Origin of the sequence: Kribbella sp. NPDC049584 (genome assembly GCF_040675555.1) — a bacterium.
Lineage (GTDB): Bacteria > Actinomycetota > Actinomycetes > Propionibacteriales > Kribbellaceae > Kribbella.
Genome location: NZ_JBFAPF010000003.1, coordinates 573,186 through 590,902 on the forward strand (window position 1 = coordinate 573,186; position 17,717 = coordinate 590,902).

Consider the following 17,717-nt stretch of genomic DNA (forward strand, 5'->3'; position numbering starts at 1 on the left):
AACTATCGGGGTATGGCTGAGACGGTGGCGGATGTTGTAGTCGGGACGCTGCGGAAGTCTGGAGTGCGGCGGGTTTTCGGGGTTCCCGGGGATTCGTTGAACGGGTTCACCGATGCGCTGCGGCGGGACGGGGCCGTTGCCTGGCAGCACGTGCGGCACGAGGAGGCGGCCGCGTTCGCGGCCGCCGGTGAGGCCGCGTTGACGGGTGAGTTGGCTGTTTGTGTCGGCAGTTGCGGCCCGGGCAACCTGCATCTGATCAACGGGCTGTTCGACGCGAACCGCAGCGGCGTACCCGTGCTCGCGATCGCCGCGCAGATCCCGCGCGAGGAGATCGGCGGGAGCTACTTCCAGGAGACGCGTCCGGAGGAGCTGTTCCGGCAATGCAGTGTGTACTCCGAACTTGTCAGCGTCCCCGAACAACTGCCGCGCACCCTCGCGATGGCCATGCGCGCCGCGCTCGAACGGCGTGGCGTAGCGGTTGTCGTCGTACCGGGTGAGATCTTCCTGGCCGAGGCGGAGCGTGGCGTCAAGGCGCTCGAGATCCGGGCGGCGAAGTCCGTCATCCGGCCCGCCGACGAGCCACTCGCCGCAGCAGCCGACGTACTGAACGGTGCGAAGGCGGTCACCATCCTCGCCGGCGCGGGATGCGCTGGAGCGCATGATCAGCTCCTCGCACTCGCGGAGGCCCTGAAGGCTCCGGTGGTTCATGCCTTCCGCGGCAAGGAGTTCGTCGAGTACGACAACCCGTACGACGTCGGCATGACCGGGCTGATCGGATGGAGCTCGGGCTACCGGGCGATGGAGCACTGCGACGCGCTGCTGATGCTCGGCACCGACTTCCCGTACCGGCCCTTCTACCCCGACGACGTCCCGGTCGTGCAGGTCGACATCCGCGGAGAGAACATCGGCCGCCGGGTGCATGTCGATGTTGCCCTTGTCGGGACCGTCGCGGCCACGGCCGACGCGTTGCTGCCGTTGCTCAAGCCGAAGAGCGACTCGGATCACCTCGACCGGATGACGGCGCATCACCGGCGCGCCCGCAGCCGGATGGACTCGCTCGCCGAGCAGGGCCGCAAGGACTCGCCGCTGCATCCGCAGTACGTCGCGGCGACCGTCAATCGGCTGGCGTCCGACGACGCGGTGTTCACGGCAGACGTCGGTACGCCGTGCATCTGGGCGGCCCGCTACGTGACGATGAACGGCCGCCGACGCTTGATCGGCTCGTTCAACCACGGATCGATGGCCAACGCCCTGCCTCACGCGATCGGCGCGCAGGCGGCGTACCCGGACCGTCAGGTGATCAGCCTGTCCGGCGACGGCGGCCTGGCCATGCTCCTCGGCGAGCTGCTCACGCTGCGCCAACAACGGCTCCCGGTCAAGATCGTCGTCTTCAACAACGGCGCGCTCTCGTTCGTCGAGCTCGAGATGAAGGCCGCCGGCATCGTCACGTTCGCCACCGACCTCGACGACCCGGACTTCGCCGGCATCGCGCGAGCCAGCGGCCTGTACGGCGCCCGTGTGGAGACCGCCGAGGAACTCGAACCGGCCCTCCGCGCCGCCTTCGACCACGACGGCCCGGCACTCGTCGACGTGATCACCGCCCGCGAAGAACTCTCCCTGCCCCCGAAGATCACGCTCGAACAGGCCAAGGGCTTCACCCTCTTCGCAACCAGGACGATCCTGTCCGGAAACGGCCGCGAACTCGTCGAACTCGCCAAGACCAACCTGCGTCAACTACAACGCGAGTAGCGGTCACGGCTTCGCCTCCTCGACCAGGCGGCGGTGCAGCTCGACCGTCAGGACGTGGATCTCGCGGGTCAGCTGGGTGTTGGATTTCAGCTCGAGCTCGGACTCACTGAAGTCGTGGTCGGCCTTGGCCTGCTGGAAGGCGGCTTGCCGGTTCTGGCCGATCATCACGAAGGTCGACAGGAAGATCGCCTCCAGCGAAACGGCCAGAGTCAGTGTCGGCCACGGATTGGACTCGAAGACCAGCATCCAGACCGCGAACAACACGACGTGCACATAGACGAAGCGCATCGAGCCGGCGAACGCCGTGATCTGATCGGCGATCCGCAACTGCAGACTCTCCGCCCGCTTGGCCGCCAACGCGACCACTACGGGGTGGTGCGGCCGCTCATGAGGCAACTTGTCTTCCATCTGATCTCCCAGGGTGATGCCGGCGCTGTTGACGTGTCTGTGCACAGTCTCGCGGCACAGTCTCGCGCCGGATGCCGTCGGGGCGCGGTAGGTTGCCGGGCATGGACTGGAAGCTCGAGTTGGTTTCGGTGCCGGTGTCGGATGTGGATCGGGCGAAGGCGTTCTACACCGAGCAGGTCGGGTTCGTCGCCGACCACGATCACCAGGTGAGCGACGAACTGCGGTTCGTCCAGCTGACGCCGCCCGGGTCGGCGTGCTCGATCGCGCTCGGCAGCGGGATGGATCAGGCCGAGCCGGGGTCCGTCCGCGGCTTGCAGATCGTCGTGGCCGATGTGGACGCGGCGCGGGCCGAGCTGACCGGGCGCGGCGTGGAGGTGTCGGAGGTCCAGGAGTTCCCTTGGGGCCGCTTCGTCTTCTTCAGCGACCCCGACGGCAACTCCTGGGCACTCCAGCAGATCACCAACCGCAACTGAAGCTCCCAGCACGCCGCGCTCAGGCCGGCGATGAGCGTTTGCCATCAGGGCTGGGCCGGTGAAAGCCTGATCGAATGGCGGATCGTGAATTGCGGGGGCGGAAGCACGAGCTCGCCGTACTGGTCGGGATGCTCGAGGCCGCAAGCCAGGGACGCAGCGAGGCCTTGGTGCTGCGTGGCGAGGCCGGTTCCGGCAAGTCTGCACTGCTCGACGCACTGATGGCGAGTGTCAAATCCTGCGTGGTCGCGCGCATCGTCGGTATCGAGTCCGAGATGGAGCTCGCCTACGCGGGGCTCTACCAGCTCTGTCAGCCGTTCCTCGACCGGATGGAGCGGCTTGCACGACCGCAGCGGGAGGCACTCGGGATCGCGTTCGGTCAGCAGGACGGACCGGCCCCGGATCGGTTCCTGATCGGCCTCGCCGTTCTGAACCTGCTCAGCGACGCGGCCTCCGAGCGCCCGGTCCTGTGCGTCGTCGACGACGCACAGTGGCTCGATCTGATGTCCGCGCGGATCCTCGCCTTCGTCGCCCGCCGGCTCGAGGCGGAATCGGTCGTGATGGTGTTCGCCGTCCGCGACGGCATCGACCACGAGCTGACCGGGTTCAACGAGCTCGAGATCCGCGGCCTCGACGACGCCGACGCCCGCGCCCTGCTGGATTCGGTGCTACCGGGACCGGTCGATCCTCGCGTCCGCGACCGGATCGTCGCCGAGACCAGGGGCAACCCTCTCGCCCTGCTCGAGCTGCCCCGCACCTGGACCGCGGCCGAGCTCGCCGACGGCCTCCGCAGTACGACGCTCGCCACCCAGATCGAGGACAGCTTCGTACGCCGCGTCCAGGCGCTGCCCGCCGACACCCGGCTGCTCCTCCTCGTCGCAGCGGCCGAACCGCTCGGGGACGCGACGCTGCTCTGGCGTGCCGTCGAGCGACTCGGCCTGGGCGCCGACCCGGCCGCGGCGGCGATCGAGGCCGAACTGATCACGTTCGGACAGCAGATCGCCTTCCGGCATCCGCTGGTGCGATCGGCGGCGTACCGGACGGCGACGGCCCACGACCGGCAGGCCGTCCACCAAGCCCTGGCCGACGTGACCGATCCCGACGTCGACCCGGACCGCCGAGCCTGGCACCGCGCCCAGGCGACCGTACGGCCCGACGAGGACGTCGCGGCCGAGCTCGAACGGTCGGCGAACCGGGCCCGGAGCCGTGGCGGCTTCTACTCGGCCGCGGTGTTCCTCCAACGCTCCGCCGAGCTGACCCCAGACCCGGATCGTAGAGCTCAACGAATGCTGGCCGCGGCCGTGGCGAAGCGCAGCTCCGGCGCGCTCGACTCGGCTCTGGAGCTGCTTCGCGGGGTGACCGCCGGTCCCCCGGACCCGCTCCGGACAGCCGAGGCCGAACACCTGCGCGGTGAGATCGCCTTCGACCAGGGCCGTGCCCGCGAGGCCGCCGGCGGGTTGCTCGCCGCGGCCGAGCACCTCGAGCCGCTCGATCCCGAGCGCTCCCGGGTCGCCTACCTCGAAGCGATGTCGGCGGCGATCTGGGCGAGCGGTCCGGACGCGCCGGGCATCGTCGCCCACACGGCGGCGCAGACGCCTCCCGTGCCCGCCTCGTCGGACTCGCCGATCGACGTCATGCTCGAGGCCCTCGCGCTGCGTTACACGCGCGGCTACCCGGCGGCCGCGCCCCACCTCCGTGCGGCGCTCGACCGGGCACGCGCGGCCGACGTCGGTGCCGAGGAGGTCGGAGAGTGGTTCTGGCTCACCGGAAACCGCGGTATCGGCATCGTCGCGATCGAGGTCTGGGACTACGAGGCCGCGCTCGACCTCGCCACCCGGCAGGAGCGGACGGCACGCGCGACGGGTGCGCTCGTCCAGCTGCAATTCGCGCTCAACTTCCGGGCCAACTTGCTTTGTGCGACCGGTGAGCTGGAGGCCGCGTCCCGCCTCGTCGAGGAGGACGCCGGCATCGCCGCAGCGACCGGCAACCCCAGCGTCGGCACCGGCCGGCTGTTCCTCGAGGCGTACCGCGGCAACGAGTCGACAGTGCGTAAGCTCGTCGACACGGCTCTCCAGCGGGCGACCGACCAGGGCCAGGGCCGGATCGCCGCGTTCGCGACGTACGCGAATGCCGTGCTGCACAACGGCCTCGGCCGGTACGACGTGGCCAAGGACGCGGCGCTGCAGGTGTTCGAGCAGGACGTGCTCGCCTACGGCGCACTCGCCGTCAGCGAGCTGGCCGAGGCCGCGTCGAGGACGGGTGACACGAAACTCGTCGAGACGGCCCTCACCTGGATGACCGAGCGGACCAGCGCCACCCCTACGGACTGGGCACTCGGCATCGAGGCGCGCGTCCGTGCTCTGCTGAGCTCGGACGAGAGCGGGTACGTCGCGTCGATCGAGCACCTCGGCCGGACGAACCTGCGCCTCGAGCTCGCCCGTTCCCACCTCCAGTACGGCGAATGGCTGCGGCGCGAAGGCCGACGCGTCGACGCCCGCGAACAACTCCGGATCGCGCACGAGCAGCTGGAACAGATGGGCCTCGAAGCCTTCGCGGAGCGCGCCCGGCACGAGCTGCTGGCGACGGGTGAGACCGTTCGCAAGCGCCGCCCGGACACGCTCAACGACCTCACCGCCCAGGAGGCGCAGATCGCCGGGCTGGCCCGCGACGGGATGACCAATCCCGAGATCGCGGCCCAGCTGTTCATCAGTCCGCGCACGGTCGAGTGGCACCTCCGCAAGACGTTCTCGAAGCTCGGCATCACCTCCCGCCGCCAACTCCGTACGGCGCTCGCCAACTGAGGCTCACCAACTGAGGCTCACCAATTGACGCTCACCAACTGGCGCACACCAGGGTGAGTCCCCACGCGTGCGCACGTCGGTGGGCCAGGGATTGCGACGGGCGCGACCGGGGCGCGGAAGCGCGATCGTCGATGACATGAACACCAACCGGAAGACCTTGGCGAATACTCGCCGCGTGCAGCTCAACGACCGGGCCGACCTGGCTCGTCTGACCGCCGTTTCGCCGCCCCGAACGGACCTCGTCGCTCGGCTCGCCACCGTTCCGGGTCTGGTCCGCTCCGGCGTCGCGCACTGGGACATGAAGGAACGCCTCCCCCTGCACCCGCTCTCGACGGAGAACGCGTACGGCGACCCGCGGCTGCTGCCCGACCTCGGAACCGCTGCCATGGACTTCGCCCGGCGCATGGGCGTCGAGGTCATCGTCGGCGCCGAGACCGGCGGCATCCCGCTCGCGACCGCGGTAGCGCTCGCTGCCGGCCTCCCGTTCGCCTTCGTGCGCAAGCCCGGGTACGTCGGGCACGAGGACCACGAGCCCAGCGTCCGTGGCGCATCGGTGGCCGGCCGCCGGGTCCTGCTCGTCGACGACGCGGTGTCGTCCGGCGGCGCCCTCGAGGGGTTCGCCGACGAACTGCAGAGCGAGGGAGCGATCCTGGTCGGCGTCTTCACGCTGGTCGACATGCGCGACGTCGCCACCGCGGTGGCACCGATCGCGAGGACCCTCCCGATCGAAGCGGTAGCCACCTACCTCGAGGTACTCGATGCCGCGACCGATCACGGCGTACTCGATCCGGACGTCCATCGACTTGCCGTCGACGCCCTGGTCAACCACTGGTCGAACGACGATCCCCGCTGGTCCCAGCTCGATCGCGCTGCCTGAGCCGGTTTGTCCGCGGGCCCCGGTAGGGTCCTGGCCGTGGACGTTGGGGAGCGGATTCAGGGACTTGCCGATCAGATCGTCGTGCTGCGGGACGCCTACTACCGCGGCTCGCCGTCGGTGGCCGACGCGGAGTACGACGCGATCGAGGACGAGCTGCGGTCGCTGATCGAGGCCAACCCGGAGCTCGCGCCGGATCCGAACCCGCTGGAGCAGGTCGGGGCGCCGGCCGTGCTGCACGCACCGGTCAGGCACTCGCGGCCGATGCTGTCGCTGGAGAAGGCGACCCGGCCCGAGCAGGTCGAGGCGTTCTTCAGCCGTTTCCCGGGCCAATCCGTCGTTGTGATGCCGAAGCTGGACGGCCTCTCACTCGCGCTCGTCTACGAGAACGGCCGCCTGGCCCGCGCAGTCACCCGCGGCGACGGGACGACCGGCGACGACGTGACCCCGCTGGTGCGGGCGCTCACGGACGGAGTCCCGGCCAAGCTCGACGTGCAGGATCGCGTCGAGGTGCGCGGTGAGGCGGTCATGCTGCGCTCCACGTTCGCCGCCTACAACGCCGCCCACCCCGACAAGCCGCTGATCAACCCGCGGAATGCCGCCGCCGGCACGCTGCGCGCGAAGGACCCGGCCACGGTCGCCGAGCGCCGCCTGCAGTTCCTCGCCTTCGACCTGCTCACCGACAGCGCCGACACCGACCTCGAGCGTGCGCTCACCACGATGGGCTTCACTGTCGCCGACATGCGGCACTGCGACGACGCCGCCGCGGCGCAGGCGGTCATCACCTCGATCGAGCAGCGACGCAACGACCTCGACTACGACCTCGACGGCGCCGTACTGCGGTTGGCCGATCGCGATGCCTTCGCCGCCGCGGGCACCCGGTCGAGCTCGCCCCGCGGCGCGCTGGCGTTCAAGTTCGCCGCCGAGGAGAAGACGACCGTGCTCGCCGACGTGGTCTGGGACGTCGGCAAAACCGGTAAGATCGCGCCCGTCGCCTGGCTCGAGCCCGTCTTCGTGGGCGGTACGACGGTCACCCGCGCAACCCTGGCCAACCAGGAGGTGATCCGCGCCCGCGACATCAAGATCGGCGACACGGTCCTGGTCCGGCGGGCCGGCGACGTGATCCCGTTCGTGGCCGGCGTACTCGACGCGTCGAAGCGCACCGGCGACGAGCAGGACATCGTGCCGCCGGTCGTCTGCCCGTCGTGCGGCTTCCCGTTGACCGAGCAGGGGAACAGCCGCGAACTGTTCTGCACCAACGTCTCGTGCCCGGCTCAGACCGTGCGGCGGCTGATCCACTGGGCCTCCCGCGCCGCGGCCGATATCGACGCGATCGGCGGGGTCTGGATCGAGCGGCTGGCCGAGGCCGGGATCCTCGAGAACCCGTCGGACTTCTACCACCTGACCGCCGAGCGGTTGCTGGAGTTCGACCGGATCGGCGAGGTCTCGGCGGCGCGGATGATCGAGTCGATCGACGCCAGCCGTCAGGTCGGCCTCCGCCGCGCACTGATCGGCCTCGCGATCCCGATGGCCTCCGAGGGCACCGCGGCCCGGCTGTGCCGCGCGGGGTTCGGCTCGCTGGAAGCCGTCGCCGACGCGGGCGAGGAAGGCCTCGTCGCGGTGGACGACATCGGCCCGAAGGTGGCCGCTTCGCTGATCGAGCACCTGACCCGGCTACGGCCCGAGCTCGAGCGGCTGCGGGAAGCGGGCGTTTCGCTCGACGTACGCGAGGAGGACCTTCCGCCGGTCGTCGCGGCCGGCGCGCCGCTGGCCGGCAAGACCGTGGTCGTCACGGGGTCCATCAGCGACCCGCGCTCCGGCGAGAAGGTCGCGCGGCCGGCGTTCCAGCGGCTCTGTGAGAAGGCCGGCGCGACCATCGCCTCGTCGGTCTCGGCCAGCACCGACCTCCTCATCACCGGCGCCGACGTCGGCGCCGCCAAACTCACCAAGGCCGAGAAGCTCGGCGTCACCGTCGTCGACCAGTCCGAGATCTGGCAACAACTCCAGGCCGCCGATCTGCTCAACTAGATGTCGGTCCGACGGAACGGGAAGAACTCGCGGACGTCCTGCGCGCAGCGGCAGGCGACCGCGACCTTCGCGGCCCACTTCAAGGCGTCGTCGAAGGTCGGCACGTCGACGACGAACAGGCCGCCGATCAGCTCCTTGCTCTCCGGGTAGGGCCCGTCGGTGATCAGGCCGTCGGTGTCCACCAGGGCGTGCTTCTGGCGGTAGTCCAGCCCGCCGGTGAAGACCAGCACACCGGCGTCCTTCGCCTCCTGCACCACCGCGTGCGCGTCGTCGGCGACCTGGGGCAGTTCCTCCTCGGTGATGTCCATCGCGCCGTCTTCGAACGAGATCAGGTACTGCGTCATCTGAGCGCTCCTTGTCCCGCGGCCGCTGACCGGCCGCCTCTCACCCCTGCTACGAACGGCGTACCCCGGATCCGACAGGTCCTCCGAAGAAAGTCTCCCAGCTGGTGTCCAGTTCCTGACAGCACGCTGGCGCCCAGCGCGCCGGCCGCGAAAGGGTTGACGGTATGAACGGGATGACGGACAAGCACCGTGAAGCGACCGGCTTTCAGGAGCAAGCGCCGTACGACGAATCGATCGACCTGCGCACCGATTTCGTCATGGTCTACGGCCTCAACGACACCACAGCGCAGCGCATCGCCCGGTGGCGGGAGGCCGGGTACCGCGTCCACCTGATGACGGGTATCTCGTGGGGCACGTACCAGGACTATCTGGACGGGCGGTGGGACGGTTCGGACCACTGGGCCGACGCTCAGACCACGGGCGACGGCAAGCCGATCCTGCACGGTCAGAGCACCGACATCCCCTACATGGTCCCGACGTTCAGCTTCACGGAGTACCTGGTCCAGAAGCTCCGCCCGATCATCGAGCTCGGTGTCGAGGGCATCCACCTCGAGGAGCCGGAGTTCTGGGCGCGGGCCGGCTACTCGGAGTCGTTCAAGCGCGAGTGGCAGGCGTTCTTCAAGGAGCCGTGGCAGCCCCCGCACAGCAGCCCCGAGGCACACTTCCGCGCCGGGCAGCTCAAGCAGCATCTGCTCTCCCGCAGCCTCGACCGGGTCACTTCCGTACTGCGCGACGAAGCGCTCCGGCAAGGCCGCGAGGTGCGCTTCTACGTCCCGACCCACAGCCTGCTGAACTACACGCAATGGCAGATCATCAGCCCGGAATCACGCCTACGGACGCTCCCCTCGATCGACGGCGCGATCGCGCAGGTGTGGACCGGGACCTCGCGTACGCCGAACGTGTACGCCGGCCAGGTCGCCGAGCGTACGTTCGAGACGGCGTACCTGGAATATGGGATCGCGCAGGACCTGACCCGCGGCACCGACCGGCGGATGTGGTTCCTGCACGACCCGATCGAGGACCACCCGGACCGCACCTGGGAGGACTACCTCGCCAACTACCGGCGCACGCTCATCGCGTCCCTGCTTCACCCCGGCGTCTCGCGGTACGAGGTTGCGCCCTGGCCGAACCGGATCTTCAACCGCCCGCACCTGCGCGAGGGATCGACCGAACGGGAGCTGATCCCACCGGACACCGCCACCAGCTATCTGATCGCGATGAACAGCCTGCGCGATCTCGACCAGCCGGATGTGCGCTGGGACCAGGAAGGGCCGCGGATCGGGATCGCGTTGTCGGATACCGCCATGTTCCAGCGCTGGTCCCCCGGCGGTGAAAGCGGGCACTACGACGGCCTGCAGGACGCGTTGGCGTTGGAAGGACGCGAGCAGCTGCATTTCTCGGACTTCTACGGCCTCGCGCTGCCGCCGCTGTTCGACGGGCAGCGGGTCGCGCCGGTGCAGCTGGAGAACGTGATCGATACACCGGATGCGCTCGACGATGTCGACGTACTCGTCCTGAGCTACGAGTTCCAGAAACCGCTCGCGCCGAGCATCCACTATGCGCTGGCCGGGTGGGTCAATCGCGGCGGCAGTCTGCTGTACGTCGGCGACGGCGCTGATCCGTACCACGCGATCCGCTCGTGGTGGACCGGCCGCTACGACACCTGCGCCGACCATCTGGCCGAGGCGCTCGGTGCGGACCGCGACGGCATCCAGTCGATCGGCAAGGGCCGGGTCCGGTTCCTGCCGGTCCGCCCTGCCGATTTCACCGAGTCCCCCGAACGTGCTGCCGAACTGGTCGCGGCGATCCGCGAACTGGCCGAGGCGGGCGGTCACACCTGGCAGTCGACCAACTGGTTGTCGGTGCAGCGCGGTCCGTACCTCATCGGGGCCGTGCTGGACGGCACGCAGGTGGTCGAAGGCAACTATCTCGATCTGCTCGATCCGGGGCTGGGTATCGTCCGGCGGCGCGAACTGGGCCGGGGGCAACTGACCTGGCTGCGCGACCTCACGTACGACGAGGAACCGCTGCTGGCCTCGGCGGGCCGGGTCGTGGACTGGGCTTCTGACGAGGGCACCATCACCTTCACCTGCGAGGCTCCGAAGGGCGTACAGGTCATCACCGCAGTGCGCGTCCCGTCCGAGCCGGTATCGGTCAGCACCGACCACGAGTACGACGCTGCGGCCGGCGTGCTGCGGCTGCGTCATCCTGGCGAACCGAGCGGGACCCGCGTAGAAATCAGGTTATGACTGATGCCGTGGTCTTCGATCTCGACGGAGTGCTGATCGACTCCGAACCGCTATGGGACGAAGTACGGCGTGGCGTCGTGGCGTCCGCCGGCCGGGACTGGCCCGCGGACGCCACGGAAGCCTTGCAGGGGATGAGTACGCCGGAGTGGTCGGCGTACCTGACCGACGTCGTCGGCGTACCCGGATCGGCCGAGGAGGTGGCGTCCAGAGTGATCGACGGCATGGTGGCGCGCTACCAGTCGCACTTGCCGTTGTTGCCGGGCGCGGTCGAGGCGGTGCAGCGGCTCGCGAATCGCTGGCCGTTGGGGCTGGCCTCGTCGTCGCCTCGGCGGCTGATCGACACTGTTCTGGAGGCAGCGCACCTGAGTGACCACTTCCGCGTCACCCTCTCCACCGAGGAGGTCCGGGCGGGCAAGCCCTCCCCCGCGGTCTACAACGAGGTGGTACGGCGACTTGGGGCGGACTCGTCCCAGGTCGTCGCCGTCGAGGACTCCAGCAACGGGCTGCGCTCGGCGTCCGCGGCAGGGTTGCGTGTCATCGCCGTACCGAACGCGAACTACCCGCCACAGGACGACGCGCTCGCACTGGCCGACGTCGTCGTACCCTCCCTCGACGACCTCACCCCGGACCTCGTCGCCGGCTAGAGCGCGCGCACGCGGTTGTTGCGCGGGTTGTGCTCGAGTTCGACCAGGCCGAGGACTTCGAGGACGGGCGGCACGTAGTTGGCGAAGCGGCCGCGGTAGCCCTTGCGCAGGCCGTACCAGCCGCCGACCGGGTTGTCCTCGGAGCGTGCCCAGGCCTCGACCGTGCCCGGTGCGGCCGGCTTCTGCTCGTCGGCATTGCCGAGCGGCATCCAGTCACCATGCGCTTTCAGCATCGCGTGCAGATCGTCGATACAGCGCACGTCGTAACTGAGCTTCGTCGTACCGACCTGGCACACCAGGGCCGTCTCATCGCGATACACCTGGTACTGCGAACTGCCTGGCGGCGTGGTCAGCACCCACGGATCCGCAGCAGTCCCCGAACCTTGTCCGTCCATGACTCCCCCTCTTGGTCCACTTTCGGTTACCGTAACACTCAGGTTACCGAGCTGGGGAGGGTCACAAGTGGAACCGGGTGAGGCCGCGCCCGCGCTCGACGCGCTGGGCGACGCGAACCGGCGGGCGATCGTCGAGATCCTCGGCAGCGGCGCGCTGTCGGTCCGGCAGATCGCCGAGCAGCTGCCGATCAGCCGACCGGCTGTGTCCCGGCACCTGCGGCTGCTGAAGGACGCCGGGCTCGTCAGCGACGTACCGGACGGGACTCGCCGGGTCTACCAACTGCGCGAGGAGGGCGTGGACGCGATCCGCGCGTACTTCGCGGAGGTGTGGGGGTCGGCGGCCGACCGCTTCCGGATCGTCGCCGAGAACACCTCGGAGGAGCGGTGATCGAACCACTGGTGGTCGAGTTCGACGTGGACGCGTCGGTTGCGCACGCGTTCGACGTGTGGACCAGCAAGTGCGTCATCTGGTGGCCGGCCAGTCACACCGTCAGCGGTGATCCGTCGGCGATCACCTTCGAGCCATTGGCCGGCGGCCGAATCGTCGAGACCGGCCCGGACGGCGCAGAGCACCTGTGGGGCGAGGTCCTCGACTGGGAGCCGCCCGGGCGGTTGCGATTCCGGTGGCACCTGTTCTTCGACCGCACCGAGGCGACCGAGGTCGAGATCACGTTCAGCCCGCGCGGCGACGGCACCGCCGTACGGCTCGAACAGACCGGCTGGGACAACCTCGGCCCGGCCGGCCGCCCACGCCGCGACCGAACGGGGGCGGCGTGGGCGGCGATCACCTCCTGCTACATCGCCACCCTGTAGGACCGTTGGTGTAACCCACGATCAGCTGGTTTTCCCTTGTGTGCCGTGCATACGGGCATCGAAGCAATTCGGTTCAGTGTGAACCGGTCGGCGTCGAGGCTCGTGTAGGGCCCATACATTCCGGCGAGTCGACTCGAGACGGCCGTGAACAACAGGGGAGAAACATCATGAGTACTGTGGCACAGCGTTTTCGGCGCGGGCTCGCCGTCGCAGCTGTCAGCGCGGGCATCGCCGTGAGCCTTGCCGGTCCGGCGTCCGCGGCAGCGGCCGGAAGTGTCGTGATCGACACCGGCCAGCTGATCGTCACCGGCACGAACCACGCGGACAACATCACACTCAGCGTGCCGGCCGCCGACACGTCGGTGGTCGAGGTCGGCTTCGGTGACGGTACGAGGAAGCGCACCGTGAAGCGGGCCGACTTCACCCAGATCCAGATCACCAGCCGGGGCGGCGACGACGTCGTACGCATCGACTACGGCGCCGAGGTGCAGCCGGCCACGATCATCGACACCGGGGACGGCAACGACACCGTGTTCGGTGGCAGTGGCAACGAACTGATCCGCACCGGCGCGGGCAACGACAGCGTCGACGGCAACCGGGGCGCCGACACGGCGCTGCTCGGCACCGGTCGCGACACGTTCACCTGGGATCCGGGCGACGGCAGCGACGTCGTCGAGGGCGGTCGCGACCAGGACACGATGGTGTTCAACGGTTCGGCCGCCGCGGAGAAGTTCGTTGCCTCTGCCAACGGTCCGCGACTGCGGTTCACCCGGGACGTCGGCAACATCGTGATGGACACCGACGACGTCGAGCGGCTCACGCTCAACGCCCTCGGCGGCGCCGACACCGTCACCGTCGGCGATCTGCGCGGTACAGATGTCCAGAAGGTCTCCGTCGATCTCGGTGCACAGCTCAACACCAAGGGCGGCGACTCGGCGATCGACGCGGTGACCGTGACGGGCACCGCCGGCCGGGACCGCATCCGGGTCTCCGGCTCCCGCGGCGATGTGCGGGTGTCCGGACTGCGTGCCGACGTACAACTGAGGAACGCAGAACCGACCGATCATCTCACCGTCGACACACTCGCCGGCAACGACCGGGTGTCCACCGGCGGGCTCGCGCGGGGCACCATCGGGCTCAGCATCCGCTGACCACTCTCACCACTCTGGCCCGGCGTCCGCTCCCCCGGACGCCGGGCTTCGATCCGCCCGCAACTTTGGTCCGGCCGCGGGCATCAGGACTGGTGAGAGCCTGCAGCGGGAGGGCGGTCATCCGTCTCCTGGGGCTGCCGCCGGGCGCCGAGCACCAGTCCGGGGGAGGACACAGATGAAGCGAACGCTCGTCGCAGGACCCGTCACGGTTATACCCGCCGCCATACTCGCGGCCATACTCGCGGTCGGCTTCGTGTCGACATCGGCCGGCGCGTCGCCACGTGCCGTAGCGGAAGCCTGTGCGGTGGACCTCGGATCGGTCACCGCCGGCGGTGACCATCGGACGCAGATCATGACCGCCACCTCACCGCCGACCCGCACGTACGAGCACATCGTCGGACGGGACGTATATCCGGACGGTCAGGTCCGGCTCAGCGCCACGATGACCGCCGACGCGAACGCGGGCGGCCCCGAGGTCAGCGGCTATCTCGTCATCGGCGACGCCCTGGACAAGAGCTTCTACGCCGCGAACTTCTCGGACGGCGAGATCCTCCACTCCAGTCTCAGCCGGGTCGGCGGCGGCTGGGCCGGTTTCACTGCCATCGACCAGTCGACGTACTCCGCCGGCTCGTTCCACCGAACAAACACGTACGGTCTGCGTAGCGACGGCGTGCTGTTCCGCTGGACGGTGGACACGCAAGGCGTCTGGCGGAACAAGACGTCGTACCCCGGCTTCGCCGCGGTGAAGTCGATGACGCTGATCAGCCAGACCCGGACCTACGACACCTTCCTGGCCAACACCCGCGGCGGGGCGCTGTACACGATCCACATCCCGACGGCGACGCCGCTGAAGCCCATCGTCAAGCTGGTCCGCGGTTCGACCTGGCAGGGTTTCGAAGCGCTGGTCGCGCAGAGGTGTGGTCAGTACGGCACGGTCCTCGTGGGCATCGACAAGGACACCAGCTCGGCCTATCTGTACGCCGTCGGCCACGCGAACGGCACCGCGACCGTCATCCAGGGCCGCGGCAAGGTCGCCGTCGCTCTCGACGACCCGGTGTACTTCCACTGGACCGGCCCGGCCGCCGTACCCCCGTTCGGCGAGTGACCCTTACAAGACCCTGGCTCCGACGTGGAGAGCGAGGCCGATTCCTTTTGGTCGTGGGGTCGGTCTACCTGACATGGGAATGCGAGCGCTGAAGCAGATGTCTTTCGATGGGCCTCGGGACCTGCGGCTGGTCGCCGATGCGGCGGTACCGGTGCCCGGGCCGGGTGAGGTGCTGATTCGGGTTGCTGCGGCGGGCGTCAACTTCGCCGACCTCTCGAAGAGTTACGGCGTCTTCGGTGGTGGGCCGAAGCCGCCGTACCTGGCTGGGTTCGAAGCGGCTGGGGAGATCGTTGGGGTCGGTGAAGGGGTGACCGAAGCGCGCTTGGGAGAACTAGTTGTCGGGGTCGGAGACGGTGCATTTGCGGAGTACATGGTGTTGCCGGCGGCCGTGCCGGTGCCTGCGGGGTGGACGGCGCAGGAGGCGCTGGGGTTGATGGTGAATTGGCCTACCGCGCTGGCCGCGCTGACGACGCTCGGCCGGGTTGTCGCCGGCGAGACGGTGCTGATCCACGCGGCCGCGGGTGCCACCGGGCAGGCGGCGATGAAGATCGCCAAGCATTACGGCGCCACCGTCATCGGCACCGCGTCGCCAGGCAAGCATGAGGTGGTGCTGGCGCTTGGTGCCGACCATGTGCTCGACTCGCGGAGCGATTCCCTCGCGGCCGACGTACTGCGGCTCTCCGGCGGCGTCGATCTCGTGATCGAGTCGGGCGGGACGCTCGAAGCCAGCCTCGCGGCGGCCAAGCCGGTCACCGGACGGGTGGTCGTGACCGGTCTGGCTGGAGGCGAGGCTGCGATCACCAACTGGGACCTCGTGTACAGGCATCAGGTCCAGGTGATCGGCTTCAACCTCGGCGTACTCATCGAGACCGCGCCACACCTCTTCGGCGAGCTGATGGGAGAGCTCTTCGGGCTCATCGCCGCCGGTGTCCTCTCCCCCATTCGGCCCACCACCTATGACCTGGCCGACGGACCCAAGGCACTCGCGGAACTGGAAGCCCGCGCGACGGTCGGCAAGCTGGCCCTGCTGCCTTGAGAGAATCGCTTATGGGTTCCGACGAGCAGTTCGCCGCCGACACCGAGCGGTACCGGCGGGAGCTGCTGGCGCTCTGCTACCGCATGGTCGGCTCCGCGCACGACGCCGAGGATCTGGTGCAGGAGACGTACCTGCGGGCCTGGCGTTCGTACGCCGGCTTCGAGGGCCGCGCATCGATCCGTTCGTGGCTCTACAAGATCGCGACCAACGTCTGTCTGACGGCTCTCGACTCGCGCCAGGCCCGGATGCTGCCGTCAGGTCTCGGAGCGCCGTACGACGGACCCGATCGCCCGCCGCTCCCCGCCGCGCCCGGCGAGGTCTCGTGGCTCGAGCCCCTCCCGGACAGCTGGATCGCCCCGGCCGCCGACGATCCGGCCGCGGTGGTCGTCGCCCGGGAGTCGGTGCGGCTCGCCCTCATCGCCAGCCTGCAACTCCTACCGCCACGCCAGCGCGCTGTCCTCATCCTGCGCGAGGTCCTTGCGTTCCCGGCGACCGAGACCGCGGAGATCCTCGGCACCACTACGGCGGCGGTCAAGAGCGCCCTTCAACGCGCCCGCTCGACGCTCGACGAGGTGGAGCCCGACGAGCTCCTCGAGCCGACCGACCAGCGGGCCCGCGCCTTGCTCGACGGCTACATCACTGCCTTCGAACGCTCGGACGCGAACCTCCTGGAGCAAGTACTCCGCGCAGACGCCACGCTCGAGGCGACGCCGTTCCGCGACTGGCAATCCGGCAAGACGAGGTGCATCCACCTCCTCGAGGCTCACGTGTTCGGCGCGCCAGGCGACTGGAAGCTGATCCCCACGACCGCCAACGCCCAACCTGCCGCCGCCGTGTACCACCGAGGCCAGGCCACCGGCATCGTCGTCCTGACCATCACTCCCACCGGCATCTCCCGAGTGGTCGAGTTCCACAACCCCAACCTGCTCGCCCCGTTCGGCTTCCCGCTCACCGCCGAAGCGGCCCGGCTGTAGTCAGGTGTCCTCGGGTCGGACCTCGAAGTGGGTGACGGTGAGTTCTCGGTCGAGCAGGTAGTCGTCGTCCTCGGGGTAGTACTTCGCGTGGGTGATGTCGTCGCCGGCGAACGCGCGGATGTGGTCGAGGTCGGTCCACCAGCTGAGCGTGACGATCTCGGTCCGGCCGTCACCGAGATCCCGGGTCAAGAGCTGCGCGCCCTGGTTCCCCGGAGTACGCCGGTAACCGGACATGCCGGTGCGCTCGACGATCTCGGCGTACTCCGCGGCCTTCTCGGTCGGCACCCAGCCTCGCCACATGCGCGCGATCATGCGCTGACCACAGGCTCGTCAGGAGCGGTCGTAGTGGGACGGCGGGAACGGGTGGCGGTCGGTCAGGGGGTAGATCTCGCCCTCGGACTCCTCGCGGTCCAGCTCCGCCTTCGCCTCCTCGTAGATCTCGGACTGGGTCACGTCGGTCGGGAGTGGTTCGTCGGTCGCCGGCGGGACCTCATCCGGGTCGTACGCGTCGACGCCGGCCTCGACCCGCTCCTCCTCGGTCCGGCGGTCCAGCTCGTCCTGGTCCGGGTGGATCGCGTCGGCGCCACCGTGCTCGCGGCGATCGCGGTGCACGTTCTCCGACGTCTCGAAAGGTTCGTCCGACATCGTTCCTCCTCAACGGGGTCCGTCACGAACC

The 17,717-nt window shown here is 69.2% G+C and carries 18 protein-coding genes; 13 read left to right on the forward strand and 5 right to left on the reverse strand.

What is annotated here, in order from left to right; translation table 11 throughout:
• The first annotated feature begins 12 nt into the window (after positions 1 to 12).
• The gene (poxB, locus tag AB0J62_RS14545; protein WP_363869432.1) at positions 13 to 1,749 is read left to right on the forward strand and encodes a ubiquinone-dependent pyruvate dehydrogenase; all 1,737 of its coding nucleotides are present in this window, start codon (positions 13 to 15) and stop codon (positions 1,747 to 1,749) included.
• Positions 1,750 to 1,752: 3 nt separating this feature from the next.
• On the opposite strand, the gene AB0J62_RS14550 is transcribed toward poxB, so the two are convergent.
• Complete coding sequence (locus AB0J62_RS14550; RefSeq protein WP_363869435.1) at positions 1,753 to 2,157, reverse strand: DUF1003 domain-containing protein; 405 nt, start codon at positions 2,155 to 2,157, stop codon at positions 1,753 to 1,755.
• A 101-nt stretch (positions 2,158 to 2,258) separates the two neighbouring features.
• Between AB0J62_RS14550 and AB0J62_RS14555 the strand changes: the two genes are divergently transcribed.
• The 4 genes from AB0J62_RS14555 (at position 2,259) to ligA (ending at position 8,330) form a co-directional block, all read left to right on the forward strand.
• Complete coding sequence (locus AB0J62_RS14555) at positions 2,259 to 2,630, forward strand: glyoxalase superfamily protein (protein ID WP_363869438.1); 372 nt, start codon at positions 2,259 to 2,261, stop codon at positions 2,628 to 2,630.
• Between the two features lie 74 nt (positions 2,631 to 2,704).
• Positions 2,705 to 5,428 (forward strand): AAA family ATPase, encoded by a 2,724-nt coding sequence (locus tag AB0J62_RS14560; protein WP_363869440.1) that lies wholly within the window; start codon positions 2,705 to 2,707, stop codon positions 5,426 to 5,428.
• Between the two features lie 136 nt (positions 5,429 to 5,564).
• Positions 5,565 to 6,305 (forward strand): phosphoribosyltransferase family protein, encoded by a 741-nt coding sequence (locus AB0J62_RS14565; protein WP_363869443.1) that lies wholly within the window; start codon positions 5,565 to 5,567, stop codon positions 6,303 to 6,305.
• A 36-nt stretch (positions 6,306 to 6,341) separates the two neighbouring features.
• Positions 6,342 to 8,330, forward strand: coding sequence for an NAD-dependent DNA ligase LigA (ligA, locus tag AB0J62_RS14570; protein ID WP_363869446.1), 1,989 nt, complete (start codon positions 6,342 to 6,344; stop codon positions 8,328 to 8,330).
• Here ligA and AB0J62_RS14575 read toward each other — a convergent pair.
• On the reverse strand, positions 8,327 to 8,674 hold the full coding sequence (locus tag AB0J62_RS14575; protein WP_134101822.1) for a YciI family protein: 348 nt from the start codon (positions 8,672 to 8,674) through the stop codon (positions 8,327 to 8,329). The two genes, ligA and AB0J62_RS14575, sit on opposite strands and share 4 nt — an antisense overlap.
• A gap of 164 nt (positions 8,675 to 8,838) precedes the next feature.
• Here AB0J62_RS14575 and AB0J62_RS14580 point away from each other — a divergent pair, with 164 nt between their 5' ends.
• Positions 8,839 to 10,923 (forward strand): hypothetical protein, encoded by a 2,085-nt coding sequence (locus AB0J62_RS14580; protein ID WP_363869450.1) that lies wholly within the window; start codon positions 8,839 to 8,841, stop codon positions 10,921 to 10,923.
• On the forward strand, positions 10,920 to 11,567 hold the full coding sequence (locus AB0J62_RS14585; protein ID WP_363869453.1) for an HAD family phosphatase: 648 nt from the start codon (positions 10,920 to 10,922) through the stop codon (positions 11,565 to 11,567). The genes AB0J62_RS14580 and AB0J62_RS14585 overlap by 4 nt, the downstream gene beginning before the upstream one ends.
• Here the strand turns inward: AB0J62_RS14585 and AB0J62_RS14590 are convergent.
• Entirely contained in the window at positions 11,564 to 11,962 is a 399-nt protein-coding gene (locus tag AB0J62_RS14590) for a DUF6855 family protein (RefSeq protein WP_363869456.1), read from the reverse strand. The genes AB0J62_RS14585 and AB0J62_RS14590 overlap by 4 nt on opposite strands.
• Positions 11,963 to 12,029: 67 nt before the next feature.
• Here AB0J62_RS14590 and AB0J62_RS14595 point away from each other — a divergent pair, with 67 nt between their 5' ends.
• From AB0J62_RS14595 to AB0J62_RS14620, 6 genes are all read left to right on the forward strand, one after another.
• Complete coding sequence (locus AB0J62_RS14595; RefSeq protein ID WP_363869459.1) at positions 12,030 to 12,350, forward strand: metalloregulator ArsR/SmtB family transcription factor; 321 nt, start codon at positions 12,030 to 12,032, stop codon at positions 12,348 to 12,350.
• Positions 12,347 to 12,775, forward strand: coding sequence for an SRPBCC domain-containing protein (locus tag AB0J62_RS14600; RefSeq protein ID WP_363869462.1), 429 nt, complete (start codon positions 12,347 to 12,349; stop codon positions 12,773 to 12,775). The genes AB0J62_RS14595 and AB0J62_RS14600 overlap by 4 nt, the downstream gene beginning before the upstream one ends.
• 167 nt (positions 12,776 to 12,942) lie before the next feature.
• On the forward strand, positions 12,943 to 13,926 hold the full coding sequence (locus AB0J62_RS14605) for a hypothetical protein (protein WP_363869465.1): 984 nt from the start codon (positions 12,943 to 12,945) through the stop codon (positions 13,924 to 13,926).
• Positions 13,927 to 14,101: 175 nt separating this feature from the next.
• Positions 14,102 to 15,031: a hypothetical protein gene (locus tag AB0J62_RS14610; protein WP_363869468.1), complete on the forward strand. Its 930-nt coding sequence runs from the start codon at positions 14,102 to 14,104 to the stop codon at positions 15,029 to 15,031.
• A gap of 97 nt (positions 15,032 to 15,128) precedes the next feature.
• The gene (locus tag AB0J62_RS14615) at positions 15,129 to 16,067 is read left to right on the forward strand and encodes a zinc-binding dehydrogenase (protein ID WP_363869471.1); all 939 of its coding nucleotides are present in this window, start codon (positions 15,129 to 15,131) and stop codon (positions 16,065 to 16,067) included.
• An 11-nt stretch (positions 16,068 to 16,078) separates the two neighbouring features.
• Positions 16,079 to 17,041, forward strand: coding sequence for an RNA polymerase subunit sigma-70 (locus tag AB0J62_RS14620; protein ID WP_363869474.1), 963 nt, complete (start codon positions 16,079 to 16,081; stop codon positions 17,039 to 17,041).
• Here AB0J62_RS14620 and AB0J62_RS14625 read toward each other — a convergent pair whose 3' ends face one another.
• Together AB0J62_RS14625 and AB0J62_RS14630 are read right to left on the reverse strand one after the other, a co-directional pair.
• Positions 17,042 to 17,353, reverse strand: a complete 312-nt coding sequence (locus tag AB0J62_RS14625; protein WP_363869477.1) for an antibiotic biosynthesis monooxygenase — start codon at positions 17,351 to 17,353, stop codon at positions 17,042 to 17,044.
• Between the two features lie 18 nt (positions 17,354 to 17,371).
• Complete coding sequence (locus tag AB0J62_RS14630) at positions 17,372 to 17,686, reverse strand: hypothetical protein (protein WP_363869480.1); 315 nt, start codon at positions 17,684 to 17,686, stop codon at positions 17,372 to 17,374.
• Between the last annotated feature and the right edge of the window lie 31 nt (positions 17,687 to 17,717).